The sequence below is a fragment of the Paraburkholderia sp. genome, assembly GCF_050742655.1.
In the GTDB taxonomy this organism is placed as follows: domain Bacteria; phylum Pseudomonadota; class Gammaproteobacteria; order Burkholderiales; family Burkholderiaceae; genus Paraburkholderia.
The window spans coordinates 20351-44371 of the sequence record NZ_JBOIGG010000029.1 but is presented as its reverse complement, the minus strand read 5'-3'; the positions used below and the strand labels follow the sequence as shown (position 1 = coordinate 44371).

General features: G+C 62.1%; 17 protein-coding genes. 11 read left to right on the top strand and 6 right to left on the bottom strand.

Annotated elements, in window-relative coordinates; all coding sequences use genetic code 11:
• The coding region (locus tag ACREXZ_RS28615) for an SLC13 family permease (protein ID WP_431766960.1) at nucleotides 1-472 on the bottom strand (472 nt) is incomplete at its 3' end.
• A 470-nt stretch (nucleotides 473-942) separates the two neighbouring features.
• Here ACREXZ_RS28615 and ACREXZ_RS28610 point away from each other — a divergent pair.
• From ACREXZ_RS28610 to katG, 7 genes are all read left to right on the top strand, one after another.
• Nucleotides 943-2088, top strand: a complete 1146-nt coding sequence (locus ACREXZ_RS28610) for a CaiB/BaiF CoA transferase family protein (RefSeq protein WP_431767503.1) — start codon at nucleotides 943-945, stop codon at nucleotides 2086-2088.
• Nucleotides 2089-2288: 200 nt separating this feature from the next.
• Nucleotides 2289-3455 carry an acyl-CoA dehydrogenase family protein gene (locus ACREXZ_RS28605; protein WP_431767502.1) on the top strand — a complete coding sequence of 389 codons (1167 nt, stop codon included), beginning with the start codon at nucleotides 2289-2291 and terminating at the stop codon, nucleotides 3453-3455.
• A gap of 27 nt (nucleotides 3456-3482) precedes the next feature.
• The gene (locus ACREXZ_RS28600; protein WP_431767501.1) at nucleotides 3483-4235 is read left to right on the top strand and encodes an IclR family transcriptional regulator; all 753 of its coding nucleotides are present in this window, start codon (nucleotides 3483-3485) and stop codon (nucleotides 4233-4235) included.
• A 190-nt stretch (nucleotides 4236-4425) separates the two neighbouring features.
• Nucleotides 4426-5664 carry a phosphoglycerate dehydrogenase gene (gene serA, locus ACREXZ_RS28595; protein ID WP_431767500.1) on the top strand — a complete coding sequence of 413 codons (1239 nt, stop codon included), beginning with the start codon at nucleotides 4426-4428 and terminating at the stop codon, nucleotides 5662-5664.
• Between the two features lie 275 nt (nucleotides 5665-5939).
• Nucleotides 5940-6638: a substrate-binding domain-containing protein gene (locus tag ACREXZ_RS28590; RefSeq protein ID WP_431767505.1), complete on the top strand. Its 699-nt coding sequence runs from the start codon at nucleotides 5940-5942 to the stop codon at nucleotides 6636-6638.
• A gap of 341 nt (nucleotides 6639-6979) precedes the next feature.
• Nucleotides 6980-10192, top strand: coding sequence for a multidrug efflux RND transporter permease subunit (locus ACREXZ_RS28585; RefSeq protein WP_431767499.1), 3213 nt, complete (start codon nucleotides 6980-6982; stop codon nucleotides 10190-10192).
• Between the two features lie 180 nt (nucleotides 10193-10372).
• The gene (gene katG / locus ACREXZ_RS28580; protein ID WP_431767498.1) at nucleotides 10373-12556 is read left to right on the top strand and encodes a catalase/peroxidase HPI; all 2184 of its coding nucleotides are present in this window, start codon (nucleotides 10373-10375) and stop codon (nucleotides 12554-12556) included.
• A 106-nt stretch (nucleotides 12557-12662) separates the two neighbouring features.
• Here katG and ACREXZ_RS28575 read toward each other — a convergent pair whose 3' ends face one another.
• The 5 genes from ACREXZ_RS28575 to ACREXZ_RS28555 all read right to left on the bottom strand — a co-directional run bounded on the left by ACREXZ_RS28575 (nucleotide 12663) and on the right by ACREXZ_RS28555 (nucleotide 19092).
• Entirely contained in the window at nucleotides 12663-13970 is a 1308-nt protein-coding gene (locus tag ACREXZ_RS28575; RefSeq protein ID WP_431767497.1) for an MFS transporter, read from the bottom strand.
• A 58-nt stretch (nucleotides 13971-14028) separates the two neighbouring features.
• Nucleotides 14029-14685: a hypothetical protein gene (locus tag ACREXZ_RS28570; RefSeq protein WP_431767496.1), complete on the bottom strand. Its 657-nt coding sequence runs from the start codon at nucleotides 14683-14685 to the stop codon at nucleotides 14029-14031.
• A 131-nt stretch (nucleotides 14686-14816) separates the two neighbouring features.
• Nucleotides 14817-16160: an MFS transporter gene (locus ACREXZ_RS28565; protein ID WP_431767495.1), complete on the bottom strand. Its 1344-nt coding sequence runs from the start codon at nucleotides 16158-16160 to the stop codon at nucleotides 14817-14819.
• 218 nt (nucleotides 16161-16378) lie between these two features.
• Nucleotides 16379-17455, bottom strand: a complete 1077-nt coding sequence (locus tag ACREXZ_RS28560; RefSeq protein WP_431767494.1) for a LysR family transcriptional regulator — start codon at nucleotides 17453-17455, stop codon at nucleotides 16379-16381.
• A 410-nt stretch (nucleotides 17456-17865) separates the two neighbouring features.
• The gene (locus ACREXZ_RS28555) at nucleotides 17866-19092 is read right to left on the bottom strand and encodes a dienelactone hydrolase family protein (protein WP_431767493.1); all 1227 of its coding nucleotides are present in this window, start codon (nucleotides 19090-19092) and stop codon (nucleotides 17866-17868) included.
• A 351-nt stretch (nucleotides 19093-19443) separates the two neighbouring features.
• Between ACREXZ_RS28555 and ACREXZ_RS28550 the strand changes: the two genes are divergently transcribed.
• From ACREXZ_RS28550 to ACREXZ_RS28535, 4 genes are all read left to right on the top strand, one after another.
• Complete coding sequence (locus ACREXZ_RS28550) at nucleotides 19444-20283, top strand: SPFH domain-containing protein (protein ID WP_431767492.1); 840 nt, start codon at nucleotides 19444-19446, stop codon at nucleotides 20281-20283.
• 2 nt (nucleotides 20284-20285) lie between these two features.
• Nucleotides 20286-20837 (top strand): hypothetical protein, encoded by a 552-nt coding sequence (locus ACREXZ_RS28545; RefSeq protein WP_431767491.1) that lies wholly within the window; start codon nucleotides 20286-20288, stop codon nucleotides 20835-20837.
• A gap of 19 nt (nucleotides 20838-20856) precedes the next feature.
• Nucleotides 20857-21954: a ribosomal protein L7/L12 gene (locus ACREXZ_RS28540; protein ID WP_431767490.1), complete on the top strand. Its 1098-nt coding sequence runs from the start codon at nucleotides 20857-20859 to the stop codon at nucleotides 21952-21954.
• 176 nt (nucleotides 21955-22130) lie between these two features.
• The gene (locus ACREXZ_RS28535) at nucleotides 22131-23786 is read left to right on the top strand and encodes an acyl-CoA synthetase (protein WP_431767489.1); all 1656 of its coding nucleotides are present in this window, start codon (nucleotides 22131-22133) and stop codon (nucleotides 23784-23786) included.
• The last annotated feature ends 235 nt before the right edge of the window (nucleotides 23787-24021 follow it).

Genomic DNA, 24021 nt, shown 5'->3' with positions numbered 1-24021 from the left:
TCACACCGGTCCACGGCATGAAGTTGACGCCCGCAGCCAGCGCCGCCATGCAGGTCAGCAGGCGCTTGTCCATCTTGAGGCGATCGAAGACCGGCAGCATCGCGGGAACCGTGATCAGAAAGCACACGGCGCCGGAGCCATCGAGATGAATCAGCAGTGCGAGCAGCGCGGTGCCGGTCAGGATTCGCGTGGGCCGTCCGCGCATCATCAGCAGGATGCGGTTGATGATCGGGTCGAGCATGCCGGCGTCGGTGACGATGCCGAAGAACACGATCGCAAAGATGAACATCCCGACAACCGACGACACGCTCTCGATGCCCTTCACGATGAAGGCAGCCGTTCGCAGACCAAAACCGCTGACGAGCGCGGCAACGATCGGCACGGTGATCAGCGCGGCGAGCGGCGACATCCGCTTCGTCAGGATGAGCGTGAGCAGCGTCAATACCGCGATAAGTCCGGTCAAGGCCAGCATGGTGTCTCCTCCAGATGCTTTTTTATGTCGGGCGGTCAGTTGCTTCTTTCGCGCTCACGAGAATTCGGGCGGGCTCGTCGCTCACGATCGTGAAGACATGCGCCTGACTCCTGATTGAGCGGCGAAAGCAAGCCGCCATTAATTTCTACCTATGAATTATACTTTATGCATGAGAAATATTGAAGTCAAGCGACTTCGACTGGTCGTGTTGCGACAAGAAGGGGAGGTGAAGGCCGACCTACCGTCGCTGCTTTATGCCGCGAGCAAATAACATTGATGTGCGGCAGACGCACGACGTCACTTGAGATGATTTACCTGTCCTGTGCAGGCCACCACCCTTCACTTCCCCCTTCTTGTCGCAACACGACCAGCCGAAGTCGCTTGACTTCTGTATTTCATGTACATAAAGTATAATTCACATACAGAAATTAATGGCGGCTTACCCTGGCCGCTCAGTCAGGAGACAAGCCTTGCTCAATCTCACGCCGGGTTCGCTTGCGGGACTTCGCGTTATCGATCTGTCACGCGTGCTCGGTGGTCCTTATTGCACGCAGATCCTGGCCGACCATGGCGCGCACGTTATCAAGGTCGAGCCACCCAGCGGCGACGAAACTCGCACATGGGGGCCGCCGTTTAACGGCGACACGGCGTCTTACTTTGTCGGTGTGAATCGCAACAAACTCGGCGTGGCGCTCGATCTCACGCAGGAAACCGAGCGGGCGAAGCTGTTGCATCTGCTGGAAGACGCCGACGTGCTCGTTGAGAACTTCAAGATCGGCACCCTGGAACGCTGGGGACTTGGCTACGACACGCTGCAGGCGCGCTTCCCGCGGCTCGTGCATTGTCGCGTCTCGGGCTTCGGCGCGGACGGGCCGCTCGGCGCGCTGCCCGGCTACGACGCGGCGGTGCAGGCGCTCACCGGTCTGATGAGCGTAAACGGTGAAGCGGGAGGGGCGCCGCTGCGTATTGGCGTGCCGATCGTCGATCTGGTGACCGGGCTGAACGCTGCGCTCGGGATCCTGATGGCCTTGCGCGAACGCGAGACGAGCGGCCGCGGCCAGTTCGTCGAATCGACACTGTTCGACAACGCGTTGTCGATCCTGCATCCGCATACGCCGAACTGGTTCTATTCCGGTGAGGAGCCGCAACGCAGCGGCAACGCGCATCCGAATATCACGCCCTACGACATGTTCCACACAGGCAGCGTCGACATATTTCTGGCGGTGGGCAACAACGCGCAGTTCGCGGCATTGTGCAAAGTGATCGACGCACAGCCCCTGTTCGACGACGTGCGTTTTGCCAGCAACAAAGAGCGCAGCGCCCATCGGCGCGAGTTGCGTGCTGAACTGGAGCAGCGCTTTGCTTCGTGGCAAGGCGAACTGCTCGCTGACACGCTAATCCGGCGCGGCGTGCCCTGCGCGCCGGTGCTCGGCCTGAGCGCGGCGCTGGAACATCCGCATACGGCGCATCGTGCAATGCGGGTTGAGATGGGTACGTATCGTGGCATTGCTTCGCCAATCAAACTGAGCCGTACGCCGGCTACTTATCGCACCACGCCGCCCGCCCTGAACGAACACGCGGCGCAGGTCTTCGGTAAGCAGCCCGCTGAGGGTTGACGTTTGCGCCTGATCCCGGGCTCACCTGTCGACAATAGGAAGCAGCCTTGCTTTGCCATGGAGACAGGTGCGGAGCTTGCCGAACATCAGACATCACGACTCCCTTTCTCTTCGCCGCCGCGGCCTTCATGGTGTTTACCAGGGGTGCTCGTCGGCGTGTTTCCGCTCTGAGTGCACACCAAGGATGACAGGACGTTGATATGAACTTCGAACTTACTGAGGACCAGCAATCCATCCAGGCCGCAGTCGAGAAGATCTGCGAAAAATACGACGACGAGTATTGGCTCGCGCGCGACCGCGAAGGCGGTTTTCCGCACGACTTTCATCGTACGCTGGCGGACGCGGGCTGGCTTGGCATCGCGATGTCGCCGGAGTATGGCGGCTCGGGGCTTGGCATGACGGAAGCCGCGCTGATGATGCGCACGATCAGCGGTACGGGCGCGGGATTGTCCGGTGCCTCCGCCGTGCATATGAACATCTTCGGACTGAATCCGGTGCAGGTGTTCGGCAGCGAGGAACAAAAGCGGCGCTTCCTGCCGCCTCTGATCGAAGGTCGCGACAAAGCCTGTTTCGCGGTCACCGAACCCGACGCCGGACTCGATACCACGCATCTGAAAACCCAGGCCGTGCGTGACGGCGATCACTATGTGCTGACCGGTCGAAAGATCTGGATTTCAACCGCACAGGTCGCGAACAAGATGCTGATCATTGCGCGGACTACGCCACTCGACCAGGCTGCGAAACCGACCGATGGCCTCACACTGTTCTACACCGATCTGGATCGTGAGCGCGTGGAAGTGCGCGAGATCGAGAAGATGGGACGCAAGGCGGTCGATTCGAACATGCTGTTCATCGACAGCTTGCGTGTTCCGGTCGAGGATCGTATCGGCGACGAAGGCGCGGGCTTCCGCTATTTGCTACACGGGCTGAATCCGGAGCGGATCCTGATCGCGGCCGAGGCGGTCGGTCTCGGCCAGGCGGCATTAAAGCGCGCGACGCAATACGCGAAAGAGCGCGTCGTATTCGGTCGTCCGATCGGCCAGAATCAGGGGGTCCAGCATCCACTCGCGCAGGCGTGGATGCAGCTCGAGGCAGCCAACCTGATGGTGTTCAAGGCGGCGTCGCTTTATGACGCCGGCGCACCGTGCGGTGCTGAAGCGAATGCCGCCAAATATCTCGCCGCCGAGGCCGCGTTCCAGTCGTGTCAGACGGCGATCGCCACGCTCGGTGGAATGGGTTACGCAAAGGAATATCACGTCGAACGCTATCTGCGGGAGTGTATGATTCCGAGGCTCGCACCCGTGAGCCCGCAGATGATCATGTGTTTTATCGCGGAGAAAGTATTGGGCCTGCCGAAGTCGTACTGAAGGTTCAAAACGCCTGACCTGACCGCCATGGATGTCAAACTCGTTGCTCGCACGTTGGACCTGTTCGAACTGTTTGCTGTCGAGCAGCGGCCGCTGCCGCTTACCGAACTCGCGCGACTGTTGAACGTGCCGGTGTCCAGTTGCCTTGCGCTTGCGCGTACGCTCGTTAGCCGCGGCTATCTGTACGAAATCAGGAAGCGTGGCGGCTACTATCCGACGCGACGTCTGGAGACGCTCGCCAGTGCAATCAATGCAGTGGATCCCATTGTCGAGATGGTGCATCCGCGTCTCGTCGAATTGCGCGACGCGAGCGGCGAGACTGCCGTGCTCGGCAAGATCTACGGAACGGACGTGGTGTATCTGGACGTGGTGGAGTCCACCAGGGCGATTCGCTACACGCGCGCGCCGGGCGAGTTGCGTCCTTTGCACGCCAATTCGATCGGCAAGGCGATTTTTGGCGAACTGGATCCTGCCGCGCAGCAGGCGCTCGGCGCGCAGTTGTCGTTCGAACGCTTTACCACTGCGACCGTTGCCGATCTGCGGGCGTTGGTCAGGCAAGCCGCGGCGGCGAGCGCCAAAGGCTGGTGCGCGAATCTTGGCGAAAGCGCGCCGGAACTATCGGCGATAGCGGTAGCCGTGCGGATCGGCGGCGATCTCTACGGGCTTTCGGTCGTAGGTCCGACCGAGCGTATTCAGAAGAATCAGAAGGCACATGCTGCCGAATTGATACGTGTAAAGCGGGCAATTCTTGCGCAGGAACAACAGGAGCAGGCGGAGTAGCACTCCTGTTCGTCGCCAATCCGGACAGGGAAACGCAGAAGGTGAGAACCGTACAACTCATAGGGTTGAAAACACAAATGTCTGGCAAGCGGTAACATCGTCGTGACGCTCGAGACTCGAGCGTCGATGCGTCCGGTGCGATCCAGCCCGAAGAAATTCGGCGCGTTATCCGGGCACCGCTGCTGGGCTCATGAATGAGCCCACGTCACTGACACATAAACGTCCTATGACCTCTGTTCTTCTACTGGAAAATATCCATGACACCGCTGTTGCGCGCTTCAGCGAAGCAGAAGTAGAGGTCGAGCGCCGCGCTGGCGCGCTCGCCGGCGCGGAGTTGAAGGGTGCACTCGAAGCACATGACCTGATCGGAATTCGATCGGCAACGCACCTCGGGCGCGACGAAATCGATACCGCACGTCACCTGCTCGCAATAGGCTGCTTCTGTATCGGAACCTCGCAGGTCGACCTGAACGCCGCTGCGCACGCAGGGATTCCTGTTTTCAATGCGCCGTTTTCGAACACGCGCTCGGTGGCTGAGCTGGTGATCGCCGAAGCGATCCTGCTCCTGCGTCGCGTGCCGGAGAAGAGCCTGCTGGCGCATGCCGGGACATGGGCCAAGGGCGCGAGCGGATCGTTCGAGACGCGCGGCAAAACCATCGCGATCGTGGGGTACGGAAATATCGGGTCGCAGGTCGGTGTGCTTGCTGAAGCCATGGGAATGCGGGTGGTGTACTACGACGTGCAGGCGCGACTCTCTCTGGGGTCCGCGCGAGCCGCGCAATCTCTTGCCGACGCGGTGTCCTGTGCGGATGTCGTGACGCTTCACGTACCCGCGACTGCACAGACGAAGCTCATGATCGATGCGGCGACACTGGCGCGTTTCAAGCCCGGTGCGATCCTCATCAACGCATCACGGGGTTCGGTTGTCGATATCGACGCGCTCGCGCAAGCGTTACAAGCGAAGCGGCTGGGCGGAGCGGCGATCGACGTATTCCCGGAAGAACCCAAGACCAACGCCGACGTCTTCAAAAGTGTGTTGCAGCACTTGCCGAACGTGATCCTGACGCCACACGTCGGAGGGAGCACACAGGAAGCGCAGGAAAACATCGGGACCGAAGTCGCGACCAAGCTGATATCGTTTTTGACGACCGGCGATACGGTGGGATCGGTTAATTTTCCGCACGTTAATCCAGGACCGCTGGACGCACCAGCGCGTTTGCTCAACGTCCACGGTAACGCTCCGGGTGCGCTCGCGATGCTGAATACGCGGCTGGCCGGGGAAGGCGTCAACATCGTCGGCCAGCATCTGCAGACGCAGGGCGAGACGGGCTACGTGGTCACGGATCTGGATAGAACGCCTTCCAGCGAGTTGATACGGGCACTGGCCGAGGCGCCGGGCTTTATCCGGACACGTCTGCTGGTCAAGTAGTCACGTATGTCCGGGCTCGTCCTGTTGGGTGAGCCAATCCGCGTAACGTTGCGCCGCCGCTTTCCGGTCGCGCCTGTTGCCAGGAATGGCGTGGGTCACGCAAAGTCTTCCGCCGCGGCGTGCCCTCAAACTAGCAAGGCGATGCATCGATAAGCAAAATCGATGGACTCATGCTGCACTTTGCATGCGCACAGTGTGACGGCATGCACGCTCGCGGGCACACTGATGATCTTCCGCCCATTTCAACGGATCGCGTTGCGTCCGGACAGATCACCATGACTACCTTGCCTCTACCTGTCCGTGTCATTTCGTCGATGGCAACCCGAAGCGTGCTGGCCGACCTCGTGGCCAGCTTCGAGCAAACCTCGTCGATTCGAATCAGCGTCGAGTCGACAGGAGGTGTCGACGCGGCCAAACGCATCGAGGCGCGTGAGCCGTTCGACGTTGTCGTGCTCGCAGCGGAGGTCATTACGCGCCTCGCCGGTGCGCACTGCGTCGTGGCCAGTAGCCGACGGGATCTTGTCGCTTCGGGGATCGCGGTAGCCGTGCGTGCCGGCGATACACCGGTCGATATCGGATCAGAGGAAGCGCTCAGGCACGCGGTTCTGAACGCGCGGAGCATGGGTTATTCGACAGGACCCAGCGGCGCCCATCTGATGAACCTGTTCGCGCGTTGGGGGATACTGGAAGGCATACGCAATCGTCTTGTGCAGGCACCTCCCGGCGTGCCGGTCGGCGAACTGCTGGGCAGCGGCAAGGTCGACCTGGGTTTCCAGCAACTTTCCGAACTGATGCATGTGAAAGAGATCGTCGTGCTCGGTCCGCTTCCGGAAGCGATCCAGTCCACGACGATATTCTCGGCGGCACGAACCACGTGGTCGCAACAGATCGCGGAAGCGGATCGCTTCATCGAGTTCATCGCTTCCGATGCCGCGGATGAAGCAAAGCAGAGAAACGGGATGATGCCTGTCTGAAGGCACTCCAATACAGATGTGAGCGACCCGATTTACCGGCGTGCGTCAACCCTGTAGCGCCGCTTCGCAAGACCGGCGTCGCCGTCGCATCTCCCCATTCTGACCGAAACCGCCGGCGCGCCATTGTCCCGCTCGCCGGATATTCGTTCGTCGGTCCTGCGTCTGCTCAAACCTCTTTCCAGGCACAACCCCCTCCCACAATGTGCTGAATTCTTTTCGAGGCCCCCGAGCGACTGACCCTCTGTGGTAACGTTCTCGCCGACGTCGTGACCACACCCGGTGCATTGGCGTTTACCCAAGTCCGGGCTCTAATCCAGAGCTAAACAGGTTCAGGTTCTCGCATGCCCTCATTTTTCATCGACCGACCGGTCTTTGCATGGATCGTCGCACTTGCCATCATCGTGGCGGGCGCGCTGGCGATTCCGCAGTTACCGGTTGCGCAGTATCCGCGTCTCGCTCCGCCGCGGATCATCATCTCGGCCACCTATCCCGGCGCATCGACCGAAGGGGTCGACAACAACGTCGCGAGCGTCATCGAGGAAAGTCTCGACGGCGCGGACGGCATGCTCTTCTACGAGACCACCAGCGATGGCCTCGGCAACCTGGAAATCGACGCGACCTTCTCGCCGGGCACCAATCCCGACATCGCGATGGTCGACATTCAGAACCGTCTGAAGCAGGTCGAGCCACGCCTGCCGCAACAGGTCGTGCAGCAGGGCATCAGCGTCTTCAAGGCCGCCAATACGTTCCTGATGCTGGTCGCGCTTACGTCGACCGACGGCACACGCGATACGGTCGAACTGAGCGACTATCTGAGCCGCTACGTGCTGCGCGAACTGAAGCGTGCGCCCGGCGTCGGCGCGGCCGAGCAGTGGGATACGGACGAAGCGATGCGGATCTGGCTCGATCCGATGAAGCTGCGCGAATACGATATCGCCGCAGGCGACGTCAATACTGCGATCGCCGCGCAGAACGCGACGATCACGGCCGGCACGGTCGGCAACGCACCGTTCGTCGCCGGCCAGCAGACGACCGCTTCGGTGATCGTGAAGGGCCAGCTCGGGTCGCCGGCGGAGTTCGGCCAGATCGTTCTGAAGGCGAAACCCGACGGGTCCGCGGTGCGGCTGCGCGACGTCGCGCGCATCGAGCTCGGCCGCAGCGACTATTCGTTTTATTCCCGCCTGAACGGCAAGCCGTCGGCCACCGTCGGCATCCAGCTGGGGCCGCGCGGCAACGCGCTCGAAACCTCGAACGCGATCCGCGCCCGGCTCGACGAACTGTCGAAGAGTCTGCCGTCCGGCGTCAAGATCGAGATCCCGTTCGACAGCGCGCATTTCGTGCAGATTGCGATTCGCGAAGTCGTGATCACGCTGCTCGAAGCCGTGGTGCTGGTGTTCTGCGTGATGTGGCTGTTTCTGCGCGACCTGCGTTATACGCTGGTGCCGACCGTCGTGATTCCGGTCACCCTGATGGGCGCGTTTCTCGCGATGTGGGTGTTCGGTCTGTCGATCAACGTGTTCACGATGTTCGGTCTCGTGCTGGCGATCGGCATTCTGGTCGACGATGCGATCGTGGTTGTCGAAAGCGTGCACCGCGTGATGGACGAAGAAGGGCTGCCGCCGCGCGAAGCCACCCGCAAGGCGATGTCGCAGATCAGCGGCGCGATTGTCGGTGTGACGGCCGTGCTCACCGCGGTGTTCGTCCCGATGGCGTTCTTTCCGGGCGGCGTCGGCGGCATTTACCGGCAGTTCTCGGTCGCGATGATCGCATCGATGCTGGTGTCGTCGTTCATGGCGATGTCGTTGACGCCCGCGCTGTGCGCGAATCTGTTGAAGCCGATGAAGCAGACGCCTCAGCAGCGCGACGCGCGGCGCGGACCGCTCGGTTTTGCGGCGCGTTGCGCCACCGGTTTCGCGACCGGCTTCGAGCGCGCATCGAACAGCTACCGCTGGCTCACGGCGCGTACCGTGCGGCGCGTGGGTCCCGTCCTCGCGGTGTACGCGGGGCTGGTGGGCCTCTGCGCGGTGCTGTACTGGCAGATGCCCGGCGGCTTCCTGCCGACCGAGGACGAAGGCCAGATGCAGGTGATGATCCAGCTGCCGGCGGGCGCGACCCAGGCGCGCACGCTGGCGGTGGCCGAGCGTGTGGAGCAGATCCTGCGCCAGCAGTCCGCGATTGCGAACGTGACCATGGTGATCGGCTGGAGCTTTCAGGGCAGTGGGCAGAACGTCGGGATGGCGTTTGTCGAACTGAAAGACTGGAGCAAACGCGATGTCACCGCGATGGCGCTGCGCGACTCGCTGAACCAGCAGTTCGGCAAGATTCTCGACGGCGAGGTCGACGCCCAGTTGCCGCCGTCCGTGCCCGGTCTCGGTCACTCGGATGGCTTCGTGCTGAGGCTGGAGGATCGCGGCGGGGTCGGCATGGACGCACTGAAGACCGCGCGTGCGCAGCTGTTCGCCCAGGCGAAGGCCGACTCGATGCTGACGTCGATACGCTCGGAAGACCTGCCGGATGCGCCGCGCATCGAACTCGATATCGACCGCGCCAAGGCGTACGCGCTCGGCGTGCCCTTCGACAAGCTTGCGGACCTACTCGGCAGTACCTTCGGCTCGTACTACGTCGACGATTTTCCGGCTTCGGGCCGGATGCGCCGCGTGATGGTGGAGGGTGACGCGTCGACCCGCATGAACATCGACGACCTGATGCGCATGGCCGTGATCAACCAGACGGGAGCGATGGTGCCGCTGTCGGCGATCGCGTCCGTGCACTGGTCCGTCGGCCCCGTCATGCTGAGTCGCTACAACGGCTATCCGTCGCTGGATATCAGCGGCCGCGCGACGCAGGGCCACAGCTCGGGGGCCGCGATGGCCGAGATGGAGCGGCTCGCGGCGTCGCTGCCGGTCGGCGTCGCCTATGACTGGGTGGATGCGGCGCGCGAAGAGACCGTCGCCGCGCGTTTGACGCCGATGCTCGTCGGTCTGTCGCTGCTCGCCGTCTTCATGGCGCTGGCAGCGCTGTACGAAAGCTGGACGATTCCGCTGTCGGTGCTGATGGTGGTGCCGCTCGGTGTGATCGGTGCGGTGACCGCGGTGCTGCTGCGCGGCATGCCGAACGATGTGTACTTCAAGGTCGGGATGATCACGGTGATTGGCCTGGCCGCGAAGAACGCGATCCTGATCGTGCAGTTTGCCCGTGATCTGCACGCGCGCGGCCTGCCGTTGATGCGTGCGGTCGTCGATGCGGCGGCGATGCGTTTCCGGCCGATCGTGATGACGTCGGCGGCGTTTCTGCTCGGGGTCGTGCCGCTCGTGATATCGAGCGGCGGAGGCGCGGAGAGCCGCCGCTCGATTGGCACCGGCGTATTCGGCGGTGTGCTCGCTGCGACGCTGCTGGGGCTCGTGTTCGCGCCGGTCGCGTTCTATGCGGTCGTGTCGCTCACGCAGGGCAGGCGCCGGCTCGCCGTGCTGAACCGCAGACGACACGAGCGCGCTGCACGGCACAACGGGCGGATGCTTACGGGTCAGGAGACGGATCTGCAGCCGAGGAAGTGAGAGCCGGACGGCTCTCGCCGCGAGTGACCGCAGAAAAATCCTGCTCTTAGGTTTTCTGATGCTTCGCCATCAAATAAACCTATTTCCTCGATAAGTTGGAAAGCACTAGGATTTAAGGCCACGACACGAACTCTAAACACAGCCGCGTAGCTGGGTGCCCACAATCAAAGGAGGCAACACATGTCCAATGAAGCGAAATGTCCGTTCAACCACACCGCCGGCGACGGCGCGTCGAACCGGGACTGGTGGCCCAACCAGCTGAGCCTGAAAATCCTGCACCAGCACTCCTCCCTGTCGGACCCGATGGGTGAAAATTTCAACTACACCGACGAATTCAAGACGCTCGACCTGGCCGCCGTGAAGAAGGATCTGCTGGCGGTGATGACCGACTCGCAGTCCTGGTGGCCGGCGGACTTCGGTCACTACGGGCCTTTTTTCATCCGTATGGCATGGCACAGCGCCGGCACGTATCGTACCGGCGATGGCCGTGGCGGTGCCGGTGCGGGCCAGCAGCGCTTCGCGCCGCTCAACAGCTGGCCTGACAACGTCAGTCTCGACAAGGCACGCCGGCTGATCTGGCCGGTCAAGCAGAAATATGGCCGGAAAATCTCGTGGGCCGACCTGATCATTCTCACGGGCAACGTCGCGCTGGAGTCGATGGGCTTCAAGACCTTCGGTTTTGCGGGCGGCCGCCCGGACGTCTGGGAACCGGAAGAGGACGTCTACTGGGGTACGGAAACCACGTGGCTGGGTGGCGACAAGCGGTACTCCGGTGTCCGCGATCTCGAGAATCCCCTTGCTGCAGTGCAAATGGGCCTGATTTACGTGAATCCGGAAGGCCCGAACGGCAACCCGGATCCGCTGGCCGCGGCCGTAGATATTCGCGAGACATTCGCCCGGATGGCGATGAACGACGAAGAGACCGTTGCGCTGATCGCGGGCGGCCACACCTTCGGCAAAACCCATGGTGCCGGTCCGGCTACCAGTGTGGGGCCCGAGCCGGAAGCGGCCGGTATCGAACAGCAGGGCCTCGGCTGGAAGAGCAGCTACGGCACGGGCTCGGGTGGCGACGCTATCTCCAGCGGCCTGGAAGTCACCTGGACCACCACGCCGACGAAGTGGGGCAATGACTTCTTCAAGAACCTGTTCGGCTACGAATGGGAACTGACGAAGAGCCCAGCCGGCGCACATCAATGGAAGCCAAAAGGCGATGCGGGCGCAGGGACCGTCCCGGATGCGCACGACCCGGGCAAGCACCGTGCCCCGTCGATGCTGACGACCGACCTGTCGTTACGGTTCGATCCCGCTTATGAAAAGATTTCGCGGCGCTTCTACGAGAATCCGGATCAGTTCGCGGACGCGTTTGCCCGTGCGTGGTTCAAGTTGACGCACCGCGACATGGGTCCGCGTGCACGCTATCTCGGCCCGGAAGTTCCGGCTGAAGAACTGATCTGGCAGGACCCGATTCCGGCGCTCAACCATGAACTGGTCAATGCGCAGGACATTGCCGCCCTCAAGGCCAAGGTTCTGGCTTCGGGACTGTCGGTCTCGCAACTGGTGTCGACCGCATGGGCGTCGGCATCCAGCTTCCGTGGCTCGGACAAGCGCGGCGGGGCAGACGGTGCCCGCATCCGCCTCGCGCCGCAGAAGGATTGGGAGGTCAACCATCCGGCCCAACTGGCGAAAGTGCTGGAAACCCTCGAAGGCATTCAGCGTGAGTTCAACGGCGCGCAGTCCGGCGGCAAGAAAATCTCGCTCGCCGACCTGATCGTGCTGGCCGGTAGTGCAGGCGTCGAGCAGGCAGCGAAAAATGCCGGTCATCAGGTGACGGTTCCGTTCGCGCCGGGGCGCATGGATGCTTCGCAGGCGCAAACCGACGTGGCAGCGTTCGAGGTACTCGAACCGAACGCGGACGGCTTCCGTAACTACCTCAAAGGCAAGTTTCCGGTAACGGCCGAGGCGCTGCTGGTCGATAAGGCGCAACTGCTGACGTTGACCGCGCCGGAGATGACGGTGCTCGTCGGCGGTCTGCGCGTGTTGAACACCAACTACGGGCAGACCCAGCACGGTGTCTTTACGAAGCGTCCGGAAGCGCTGACCAACGACTTCTTCGTGAGCCTGCTCGACATGGGCACGGAATGGAAGCCGGTGTCGGACGCGAGCGACGTGTTCGAAGGACGTGACCGCGCATCGGGCGAGCTCAAGTGGACCGGCACGCGTGTCGACCTGATCTTCGGCTCACACTCGCAGTTGCGGGCGCTGACCGAAGTCTATGGAAGCTCGGATGCGCAGGAGAAGTTTGTCCGTGACTTCGTCGCGGCCTGGACCAAGGTGATGAACCTGGATCGCTACGACCTTGCGTGATCGCAGGCAATAGACACAGCCCGTAGAAGTGCTGAAGCAACGCGGCCGGTCGGCAAGCCCGGCCGCTTTTATTTTGTTGTCATGGTCGCGTGTGACCGCGCTCCAATCACTGTTCCAGTGGCCGCCTGGCTGTTTCCCGTGCAGCGAGTAGCGCAATACCCGTCACCACGAGCGCGCCACTTACGTACAGCGAGATCGCCGTGGTGCCGTGCGAGTGACGGTACAGCGCGACGATGATGAGCGGCGCGAAACCGCCGCCGACGATACCCGCCAGCGTATAGGCAAGCGACGAACCGGCGTAGCGGACGCGAGTCGGAAACTGTTCGGTGACGAAAGCCGCCTGCGGGCCATACATCATCGCGTGAATCACGAGGCCTACGACGACCGCGAGCACGATGGACAAGGGGCGGGCGCTATCCATCATCACGAAGAACATGAACGCCCAGACGATTGCCGCCATGACGCCCGCCAGATAGACCGGACGTCGACCGAAGCGGTCCGACAGCGCGCCGAACAGCGGCACGGACAGCGCGTTGAACGCCGTGCCGACCAGCACTGCGCCCAGCGCAAGCGAGCGCGACAGGTTCAATACCGTGGTCACGTAGGTCAGCGTGAACACGACAAGCAGCGCGTACAGCACGTCGGAACCGATACGCGATCCGCCTGCGACGAGCAGGCGCCGCCAGTGCAGATTGAAAACCTCGACAACAGGCACCTTCGCCGTCGCATGCGCTTCGCTCAGCTGCTCGAACTGCGGTGTTTCCTCGACGCCATTTCGTACCCACAGTCCGAAAGCCACGAGCAGCAGGCTCACAAAAAATGGAATGCGCCATCCCCACGACAGGAAATCGCCTGGGGAAATCGCGATCGTGATCGCTGCGATGAAGCCGGTCCCGAGCAGGGTGCCGAACGAGGGTCCCACCTGCGCCCAGGAGGCATTGAGACCGCGCTTCTTCTGATCCCCATGTTCGACCGAAAGCAGGACCGCACCGGCCCATTCGCCGCCGAGCGCCACGCCTTGCACGAAGCGCAGCGCGACCAGCATGATCGGACTCGCGATGCCGGCCGCCTCATAGGTCGGCAGCACGCCCATCAGTGCGGTCGTGAGGCCCATCAGCACGAGCGTGAGCATCAGCACCGCCCGTCGTCCCACCCGATCGCCGAGGTTGCCGAACACGAAACCGCCGAGCGGTCGCGAGACGTAACCCACCGCATAGGTCGAGAACGCGAGCAGCGTGCCCGCGAGCGGATCGACCGATGGAAAGAACAGGTGATTGAACACCAGCGCAGCGAGCGTGTTGTAGACCGTGAAGTCGTACCATTCGAGCGACGTGCCAACCATGCTGGCGGTCGCGAGCCGGCCGCGACTGGTGCGCGGCCGACCGGATGTCGATCCTTGTGCGAGCGTGTTCATCGGATTCTCGAGGTTGGAATGCAGACGGGCAGGGAGCAGAAGGCGGAATGCCGGCGTGTCACGCGGCGAGCCGCCATAGCTGGGTGAACGTGCGCACGTCGTCCGTCGTTGCACCGGCTTCGGCCGCCAGCTTCGTGGCAAGGGCTCGGGTAGCCGCGGCATCGCTGCCTTCGATCAGGACGATCGCATCGGCCGCTGCGCGCGCAGGCGTTTGACCGGCGGTCGCGAGCGGGGCCGACAGTTCAGGATCGGTATAGAACATCCGGACCGCGTGAATGCCTGGGGTCTGCGCGCCGGCTTCGGCCTGTGCATGCCATCGCGTGCTGTCGGCGGCAGCGGCGGGCAGCACGAACAGCGCAAGCTGTCCGCCTTCGCCCGCGCCGGCTTCGAGTGCCAGCTCTCCGACACGCCGCTGCGTGTTGGTCATCCGCGCAAAGTTGCGCAGCGACCAGTCCGTTTGTACCGTGAAAGCTTGCTGGTAAGTCGCGCTGCGGAACACATCGAGCGAATCGGTCAGGTAGAGCGCCAGATAGCGGCGTGCACCGTCGTCATTGGCGAGGAAGCGCCGCGCATGGCGAAAGCCCGGCAACCCGACGCGTTCCTGCATATGTTCGCGGTCGTACCACGCGTTGAAATCGGCTTCCGCCTGCGGGTCGGCGTCCGTATCGGTCCAGATGCAAAGCTGGCCAAAAGGTTGAATCGGCTTAAGGCTCATGAGAAACGCTCCTGCGTACATGAAGTGTGTCGGTCAGTGCGCAGTGTGGCGAGAGTCGGTCGTTTCAATCCAACAAGAAAAAAAATCCCCAGCAATCAGGTTTTCTTATTGCTTACGCGCCATGTCACGTCTCACGTTTCCGCAGCGGTCACCGCAGAGCCACGCAACGTGCTCCCGGAACGGATACCCGGCCGTACCAGCAGCATGGCGCCCATGCCGATCCCGGTGGCAACGGCCGCCGCCACGAACATCGAGGAATAGCCGTACTGCGTGGTGAGGTAGCCGGTCAGCGTCGGCGCGAGGAACGATGCCGTATTCGCGATGAAATGGGTCATGCCGCTAAACGTACCTGTGCGGTTCGGCGGCGCGCTGTCGAGAATGACGGCCCAATAGACCGCGTTGGGTAGAGAGTTGAAGGCGTTCGCGATTGTCATCAGCGCGATGACGCCGGAGATGGTGTGTGCCTTGGACACCAGGATGAAACACAGCGTCGTGATCAGCAGGCACGCGGCCGCAAACCAGCTGCGTGCAACGACCAGGCTGCCCGTGCGACGCAGCAGCCAGTCCGTCAGACGTCCGCCAAGCAACACCGTGATGCACGCGCCGGTCCACGGAATCATCCCCATGTACCACAGCGCCGACAGGTTGTAGTGGAACTGATCCTGCAGATATTTCGGCGTCCAGGTCACGAGCAGAAACGTGACGTAGATGAACGCGAAATAGCCGACCGCATTCAGAACGAGACTCCGGTTCTGAAAGAAACTCCACCAGGGCATCCGGGAATCCTCTGTCACGTTCGATCCGTGATGGGCCGCGTGCTGTTCGCGCAGGAACGCCTTCTCGGCCTCGGACACGCGCGGATTGTCGTCGGGGCGATCGGTGAAGCGGCGCGTGAAAACCAGCAGCAGGAGAAGGCTCGCGACCCCAAGAATCACGAACATGCTGCGCCAGCCGCCGGTGATCTGCTGCAAGCCGACGGCCACTGGCGCCGTCAGCAGTGCGCCAAGCGCGGTGCTGAGAAGTCCCACGGAAACAACGGCGCCGCGTTCCTTCGGCGTGGCCCAGTTCGCCACGCTCTTGTTGATCAGCGAATAGGTCGGCCCTTCGGCAAAGCCAAACAGCACGCGAACGGTGGCGAAACCCGCGATCGTCGAGCCGCCGAGCAACGCGAGGCCGATATGGCCTGCGAACGGCGTCAATATCTCGAACACCGACCATGCGGCACCCGCGACGAGCCAGACCCGGCGAGGACCGAACCGGTCCGCCAGCAAGCCGCCGCATAGCGCACCCACGATATATCCGTAGCCAAAGTAGCCGAGTACCGAGCCCCAGGTGCTTTTGTCGAAGCCATATTCGGCCGTGATACCCGCGGCGGCGTACGACATGGCGCCCCGATCGACGTAATTCAGGAGCGCCATCGCCAGAATCAGCAGAAAAATGCGATGGCGGTAGGCGGGTGCCGAAAGATTGCTCATCGAAGGTCCAGGAGTTCAGGGTGGGGGGCCGTGGTGCGGCTCACTGCGCCGGTGGGGATCGCTCACGGGTTGGATGGCCGGTCCAGATGCGTGGCTTGACGCTCTTGAGAGGGCTCCAGCGGGCATGAAAGACAGGTCGATCAGCGCGCAGTTGGCCAGAGCCGGCCAATTCGATCCAACAAGAAAAAAAATCCGCAGCGATCAGGTTTGCTTATGACTTACGCGCGTGCCTTGCGCTTGACGCGTGGCGCCGGTCGATGCGGCGCATCGGAATCGGGCGAGCGGCGGCGGCTTGCACTTGCGGCGGGCTTGGCGGTTTTGCGCGATGCGGTTGCTGTGACCGACGTTTTTCCCTTGGTCCTTTTGAGCCGCGCACCGTTGATCGATGGCGTGTCCGCGAGTTCAGGACTGAGCGTCTGCATGAAGCGCTTCGCCTGTTCGGTGGCCAGCTCGACGAGGCGTGCCGGCAGCGTGCCGCTTTGCGTGCGATACGTCGCGACGAGCGGCAACGGTTCGCAACCCACGTCGACGTCGAGCACTTCCAGCGTGCCTTCCGCGAGTTCGCGCTGGATGATCGCCGGCGGCAGCGCGGCGACGCCGAAGCCGTCGGTGGTCAGCCGGATCACCGCGGCGACCGACGTAATGCAGTTGATCCGCGCGGGCCGCTCGACATCGGCGAACAGACGTTCAAGTGCCGCGTGCGGTCCCGAATAGCGCGAAAAACTGATGATCGGAAACTCCGCCACGCGCTCGAGTCCGATGACGCTGCCGGATAAACCGAGCGTCGGGCTTGCGACCCAGCGCAGCGGAAATGTGCATAGCGGATGATTGACGAATTCCGCGCCGGCGATCGGATCGGTCTGGAGGATCAGGTCCACGGCATCCGTGCGCAGCAATTGCGCGAGATGGATGGTCGTGTCGCTCGTGACCTCGACTTCGAGATGCGGATAGCGCTCGCGCATCAGCGCCATTAACGCAGGAAACCAGCTGTGCACGATCGACTCGATGACGCCGATGCGGATCAAGCCGCTATCGCCCGTCGTGTCATCGACCTCGCGGTGCATTTCCTCGCTGAGCCGCACGATGCGTTCGGCGTAAGCGAGGAGTTTGCGTCCCGCGGGCGTCAGCGTCGCCGAACGCGAATTGCGGTCGAACAGGCGCACGTCGAAGTTGCCTTCCAGCGACGCGATGCGATTCGATATTGCGGCCTGAGTCGTATGCAGCTTTTCGGCAGTGAGGCGGAAATTTTGCAGCCGGGCGAGCCAGATGAAGGTCTCGAGAAAGCGGATGTTCATCGTTCTGGCTACCGGAAGAGAAGCGGGGTACTCGATGGTAACGCACCACAACCGGCTTCAAAAAAGCATGGTTCGATGGCCGTGTTGCGCGCTACGTCGTTGCTGCCCGGCCAGACCATTGCGGTAAGCTCGGTCGTCGCCCGTCAATACAGGTTGGCAAGCTTGCTCCAGTCATTCGGGTAAAACCAGTCGAATCGCCGGTATCGGCAGCGATTCCGCGGCGCGGCAGGCAAGCCGGTTTCTTTTCAGGCACTCCTCCACTCGATGACCGAATTGGACTCCCTTCCCTCGCTTCCCGATGTCCTCGAACCGGGCGTTCGATCTCGATGCGCTGGTGGCCGCTTATCGTGAAGTGCGCGTGGCAGTCGCGTCCATGTCTTGAGGGTGCGCGTCGAACAGATGCAAGGCGTTCAGTTCTTCGGCGCGCTTTCTTTCCAGCGCGGCATCAACGTATTCGAAGGCAGCGTTTCGTCCATCAATTTTCTCGTCTCGTCGATGCCGGCAACCGGCAAACCCGTCGGATCGAGCAAGCCGATCTGCACGAGCACGCTCGCCTGGTCCCAGTAGATGTGCTCGTTGTAGAGCCTGGACCCGCGGAACGCGACCACTACGAGCATCGGGATCTCCACGTATTTTCCGGTCGGCGCAACACCAGGCAACAGCCAGTCGATTTCTCGATCGTGCGTAAAACACAGGACGAATTCGTCGACCATCCGATCGACACCAACGACGCGCGAGATCGGCACCATCTTCATGTCCGCGGGATTGCCGGGAATGAAATGATTCGCGTAGAAGCGTTTCAGCTCGGCATAGCCCGTGCCGCCTGTCATCGTAGGCACGTGATTGACGTAGGGCTGCGGCGTCATCGTTTGCATCGTCGCTTCGGCATCGCGCGCGGCAAACTCGAGGTAGAAATGATGGTCGGCGAGGGCGCTCAGGTCGTAGTCGGGACCGAGGGTCTTGCGGAACACGTCGAGGCTGCGCGTATGCGCGGGCATCGCGGCTGTTTTGACGAAAGTCGGGCCGCTGCGGTTGAACGCATGACCGGCATCGGGGTACACGTAAAGCTTGACGTTCGGCTTGTCGCCAAGCGCGCCCTTGATTGCATCGATTGCTTCTGGCGGATTCATTGAATCGGTCTGGCCGAAGTGCAGCGCCATCGGGCAGGTGATCTTTTCTGCGAGATCGAGCGCATCCTGAATGCCGACGCCGTAGTAGCCCACCGCGCAGTCGACACCGCATTCGGCTGCAGCCAGATAGGCCAGCTTGCCGCCCAGACAAAAACCGAGCGCACCGACCTTGCCGTTCGACTCCGGCATGCTTCGCGCGTGATCGACGGTCGCGCGAATATCGCTGAGGGCACGCGCGATGTCGAAGCGCTGATAGTAGTCGTAGGCCTTCGCGTGATCCGCTTCGCCATAGCCAAGTTCGATGTTCGGCTCGAACTGGTGAAACAGGTCGGGCACGAGTACGACGTAGCCTTCGCTCGCATAGAGCGTCGCGACTTCGCGCATCTCGGCATTGACGCCGAAAATCTCCTGCAGAAGCACGATGACCGGGCCGCTGCCGGCTTCGGGTAAGGCGAGCCAGGCGTCGAACGGGCTATTGCTCGAGGGGATCGAGATTTTCTTCGACATGGGATTCCCTTTGTGGATTCAGGTTGAGTCCGGATAGGTGGGAAGCGTCTGCGTCCATCAACGGAGGCGGCTAAACCAGATCCGTCCCATTGTAGGCGACCCGGTCCAGGCGGGCGACACCGTCACCGCGCGAATCCCGTGTACTGACAATCTATCCCGACCTGTAATCACATTGAATGCTGCAAGTAACCCTATGCGCAATCGCTGGATAAGCGCTGATTAATCGATTATCTTTAGCGTTGCCCGATTTCCGGTTTCATCGGCTGGTTGTTCGATATTCGCTGTCCGCATTTCCACATCGTATCCCGGCCGGCGTGCGCCGCCCGGACGCAGGTCACTACGGAGGAACGCATGGCAATCACGAGACAGGTCATCACGTCGCTGCAGCGCGATGGTACCGATATGCTGGGCACGCGCAGCATTGCGGTCAAGATCGTTGATGACAGCATTGTGTCCGGTTCGCTGCTCACCGTCGAAAGCAATCACTTCTGCGTGCTCAAATCGCGCGGTGCGGTTCTTAATGTTTACGATACCGGCCAATATGCGCTGACCACACCGGATAAACCGTTGCTGGGTTCGATTGCGCAGGGTTTTTTCGGCGGTTCGTCGCCATGGATTTTCGAAGTCATCTATATCAACCGCTCGAAACTACTGGTCCGCAGCCAGGGTATCGCTACCAGTGCCGAAATGGCTGAGATGGCGTATCAGGTCGATTACTACATTCATGTGGATTCGAAGGAAGCGGCTCTCGATCTGATTACCCATCTGCCGTTCAACGGCAATGTGATCGATACGCAGGAAGTCGCCGATTACGCGAGCCCGGCGATCGAACAGGCGATCAACCAGATCGTGCAGGTCACGAAGATGGAAAATATCAACGAGCACATCACCGAGATCCGCGAATCGGTAAAGACGCACCTGTCTGACTTCCTGCGCATCTTCGGCATCATGCTGAACGATCTGAAGGTGCTGATCGTGCCGAAGGACGAGCGGATGCGCGAACTGATCTCGCTGCAGGCCATCGGTCTCACGCCGATCGAAGCAGTCCGCTACTACCTCGCGCTGCGGATGGCTGAGAAGGGCCTCGTGTCCGCACCCAATGCGGCCGCGGGCCTGCCGTTCCAGATCGGCAGTCCGGCCACCGGAATCTATCCGGTGGGAGCCGGCACGGGACTGACGGGATCCACCTGATCATGGACCAGGGCTTCTACGACGAAGGCGCATTGCGACAGGCCGCGATCAATCTGTTTCACGGCTGGGGCTACAACTTCTATCGCAAGGAGAACCAGCTGCGTGCCGACGATCAGCTCGTGCGCAGCAAGGCCGGCTGGTTGCTCGGCACCGCGCGCGCGACCGTCGAAGCCGCGGAGGCGGCGTACCGTCGCGAGTTCTTTCCGACGCCGACCCGCGAGAAGCCGTTCCCCGATCCTGCACTGACCGCCGATGCGCGCAAGCTGGAGCGTCTGGCCGCGGATATCGGTGTGCTCGGCGGCCGGGTGCAGGCGCAGCCGGTGCCGGAAAACGATCGCATGACGCAGCGCTATCGCGACGAGGCAGGCACGCTTGAAGCGCTGATCCGCAGCGACGAGCGGCTCGTCGGCCAGTGCGCACTGCTGAATGCCATGACCGACGGGCGCGCGGGGGTCTGGATGCTCGAGCATCTCGTCGAACTGCAGGAAGGATTGACCGCGCTCCAGCAGACGTTGCGCAGCCGGGAAGCGATCTTGCTCGGTAGGGTGGAGTAGCTAACGTTCGAGGTACAGCATGAATTCACTCGCCATCGTCATTCCGGTGGTTGTGGTCGCGATCATTCTTTGGTCGATCCGCCGCTCGATAAAACGGGCGCGTGAGATCAGGCGTACCTTCGAAACGACGATCAACACCACCTTCGGCAACAACGCGTTTCAGTCGCAAATGAGCGCGGCGATTGCCGACGCGGTCGCGAAGGCAACCACATCCGCAAGCGCAGCGAGTGCGGGATTCAGTACGACGGGCGCGGCGGACACCACGCCGGTCGATACATCGACACTCGGCGTCGCGGAGGTGCTGTCGGTCTCGTCGCTGGCAACGGGAAGCCCCGAGGCGGCGCTCGAACTCGACGCGATCGGTGCGCCAAAGCGTCGGGTTACCCTGTCTGTGCCCGACGGCGCATCGGTCACACGCGGCGATCGCCTCTACGTTGTGCTCGATCCGAACGACCCGTCGAAGGTTTCGCTTGCACCCGCATCGCTGACACGCGGACAGACGTTGCCGCAGGGGTCGAACCGGCTCGATGCGCTGGTACTCGGACCGCAGATCCTTCGTGCGGGCACAAAGGCGAAGGGCATCGTAAAGACTGCGGACTCGATCCCGCTGGCTGAGGCGTCGCTGGCATCGCGCGGCTTCAGCAAATGGCGGCTCGAACTCGAGGTCACGCCGGAGCGCGGCTGGCCATACCGCGCCGAACTGACGATCTCGTTGACGACGCCCGAGAAAGCGGCGCGCATCGCACACGCAGGAGCGGAAGTGCCCCTGCGCTGCGACCCCGACGATCCGAAGACCATTTCGATCGATTCGATCGAAATGGGTTACGGCGATCCCTATGAGGCGGTGAAATCAGCGGGGTCGTTCAAGACCACCACGTACACCACGGTCACGACTGGTGGCGCGCCGAATGGGTGTACGGTGGTCCTCGTCGACAGTGGGCCCAACCTCATCAACGTGATCAAGGAAGTGCGTGAGCTGACTCAGTTGTCGCTAAAGGACGCGAAGGATCTCGTCGAGTCCGCGCCGCAGAAGTTGAAGGATTTCCCGTCGGCCGACCAGGCGGATGCGGCACGGCGGCGTCTTCAAAGCGCGGGTGCGACGGTGGCGGTTGTCTAGCGGTTCATTGTGGCTGGCGATGGATGGCTACGCCGCCTTCTATCGAGTCCCTCGCCGCGGTATCGCGCGCCGCCTTGCGTATCGCCCAGGTTGACAAACCTGCTAAAAAAATAGACTGTCCACGTAGCGTTACAACTCCCTGACAAGGCCGACGCGTCCGCCCCGGAGACACTGCGATGGAACACATGTATGACGCGGGCCTCGCGCGTCGCGAAGCCAACTACGTACCGCTTACGCCTGTCGACTTCATCGCGCGCGCTGCTGAGGTGTACGGCGATCGTCTCGCGGTGGTGCACGGCGAAATTCGTCGTACCTGGCGGGAAACCTATGCGCGCACCCGGCAGCTAGCGAGCGCACTGGAGCGGACCGGCATCGGCCGCGGCGATACGGTGGCGGTGCTCCTTCCGAACATTCCAGCGATGGTGGAGGCGCACTTCGGCGTGCCGATGTGCGGCGCCGTGCTCAACACGCTGAACACCAGACTCGACGCGAAATCCATCATCTTCATGCTGCGTTACGGCGAAGCGAGGGTGCTGATTGTCGATACGGAATACGCGGCGATCGCAGAGGCCGTTGCGTCCGAACTCCCTGAGCTACGCATCGTCAGCGTGGCCGATGCGATGCCCGCCGATCCAGCAAGCTTTTCGACTGCCACGGATTACGAAACGTTTCTCGCCGAGGGCGATCCCCACTATGCGTGGATGCTCCCTCGCGACGAATGGGATGCGATCGCGTTGAACTACACGTCGGGCACCACCGGCGATCCGAAGGGTGTGGTGTATCACCACCGCGGCGCGTACCTCAATGCGCTATCGAACATCCTCGAATGGGACATGCCCAAGCACGCGGTATATCTGTGGACGTTGCCGCTTTTTCACTGCAACGGCTGGTGTTTTCCGTGGACGGTCGCGGCGCGTGCAGGCGTCAACGTCTGCCTGCGCAAGTTCGACGCGCAGACGGTGTTCGACCTGATCCGGCGCGAGCGTGTCACGCACTACTGCGGCGCGCCGATCGTGCAGGGCGCACTCGCCAATGCACCCGCGCATTGGCGCGAAGGCATCACGCATCGCGTCGCGACGATGGTAGCGGGAGCGCCACCGTCGCCGGCCGTGATCGCGCGCATGAAGGACATCGGCATCGATCTCACGCACGTCTATGGATTGACTGAGGTTTATGGGCCGGCGTCCGTGTGCGCAAAGCAGGAGGAATGGGACGCGCTCGACGACGACGCACGTGCGACGCTCAATGCACGTCAGGGCGTGCGCTATCACCTGCAGGCTGCCGTCGCGGTGCTCGATCCCGACACGCTTGCACCGGTACCCGCCGACGGCGAGACGCTCGGCGAAATCATGTTTCGCGGCAACATCTGCATGAAGGGCTACCTGAAAAATCCGCGCGCATCCGATGCGGCATTTCGCGGCGGCTGGTTTCATACCGGAGATCTCGGCGTGATGGCGCCCGATGGCTATATCCGCATCCGCGACCGCAGCAAGGACATCATCATTTCAGGCGGTGAAAACATCTCGAGCATCGAAGTCGAGGACGTGTTGTACCTTCATCCCGCCGTGGCGGTGGCGGCTGTAGTCGCAATGCCGGACGCAAAGTGGGGCGAAGTACCGTGTGCGTTCGTCGAACTGAAGCCAGGCGAATACGCCACCGTCGAGGAGATCGTCGCGCATTGCAGGCAGCATCTGGCAGGTTTCAAGGTGCCCAAGGCCGTGGAGTTCGGCGAGTTGCCGAAGACCTCGACCGGCAAGATCCAGAAATTCGAATTGCGTGTGCGCGCGAAATCGCAGAGTGCCATCGACGTGGTGGGCAATAGGCCGAAGTAAGCGAAAGCAGATCAGTCGGGACGCGACTCTGACCTGATCCCGCGACGGTCATTCGGGTACGTCATCGTCGGTGATGTGCCCAGAGTCCCGCTACTGCAAAGAAATACCGGACAATCTATAAATCGTGTATTGCCGGTATTTGATCTATGGTGCAATTCGGATGCCATGGTCTGTTACGCTCGCCATTCGAATAACATGCGACTGCGACGAGCAAGTCGCAGGACAAAGACCGGCT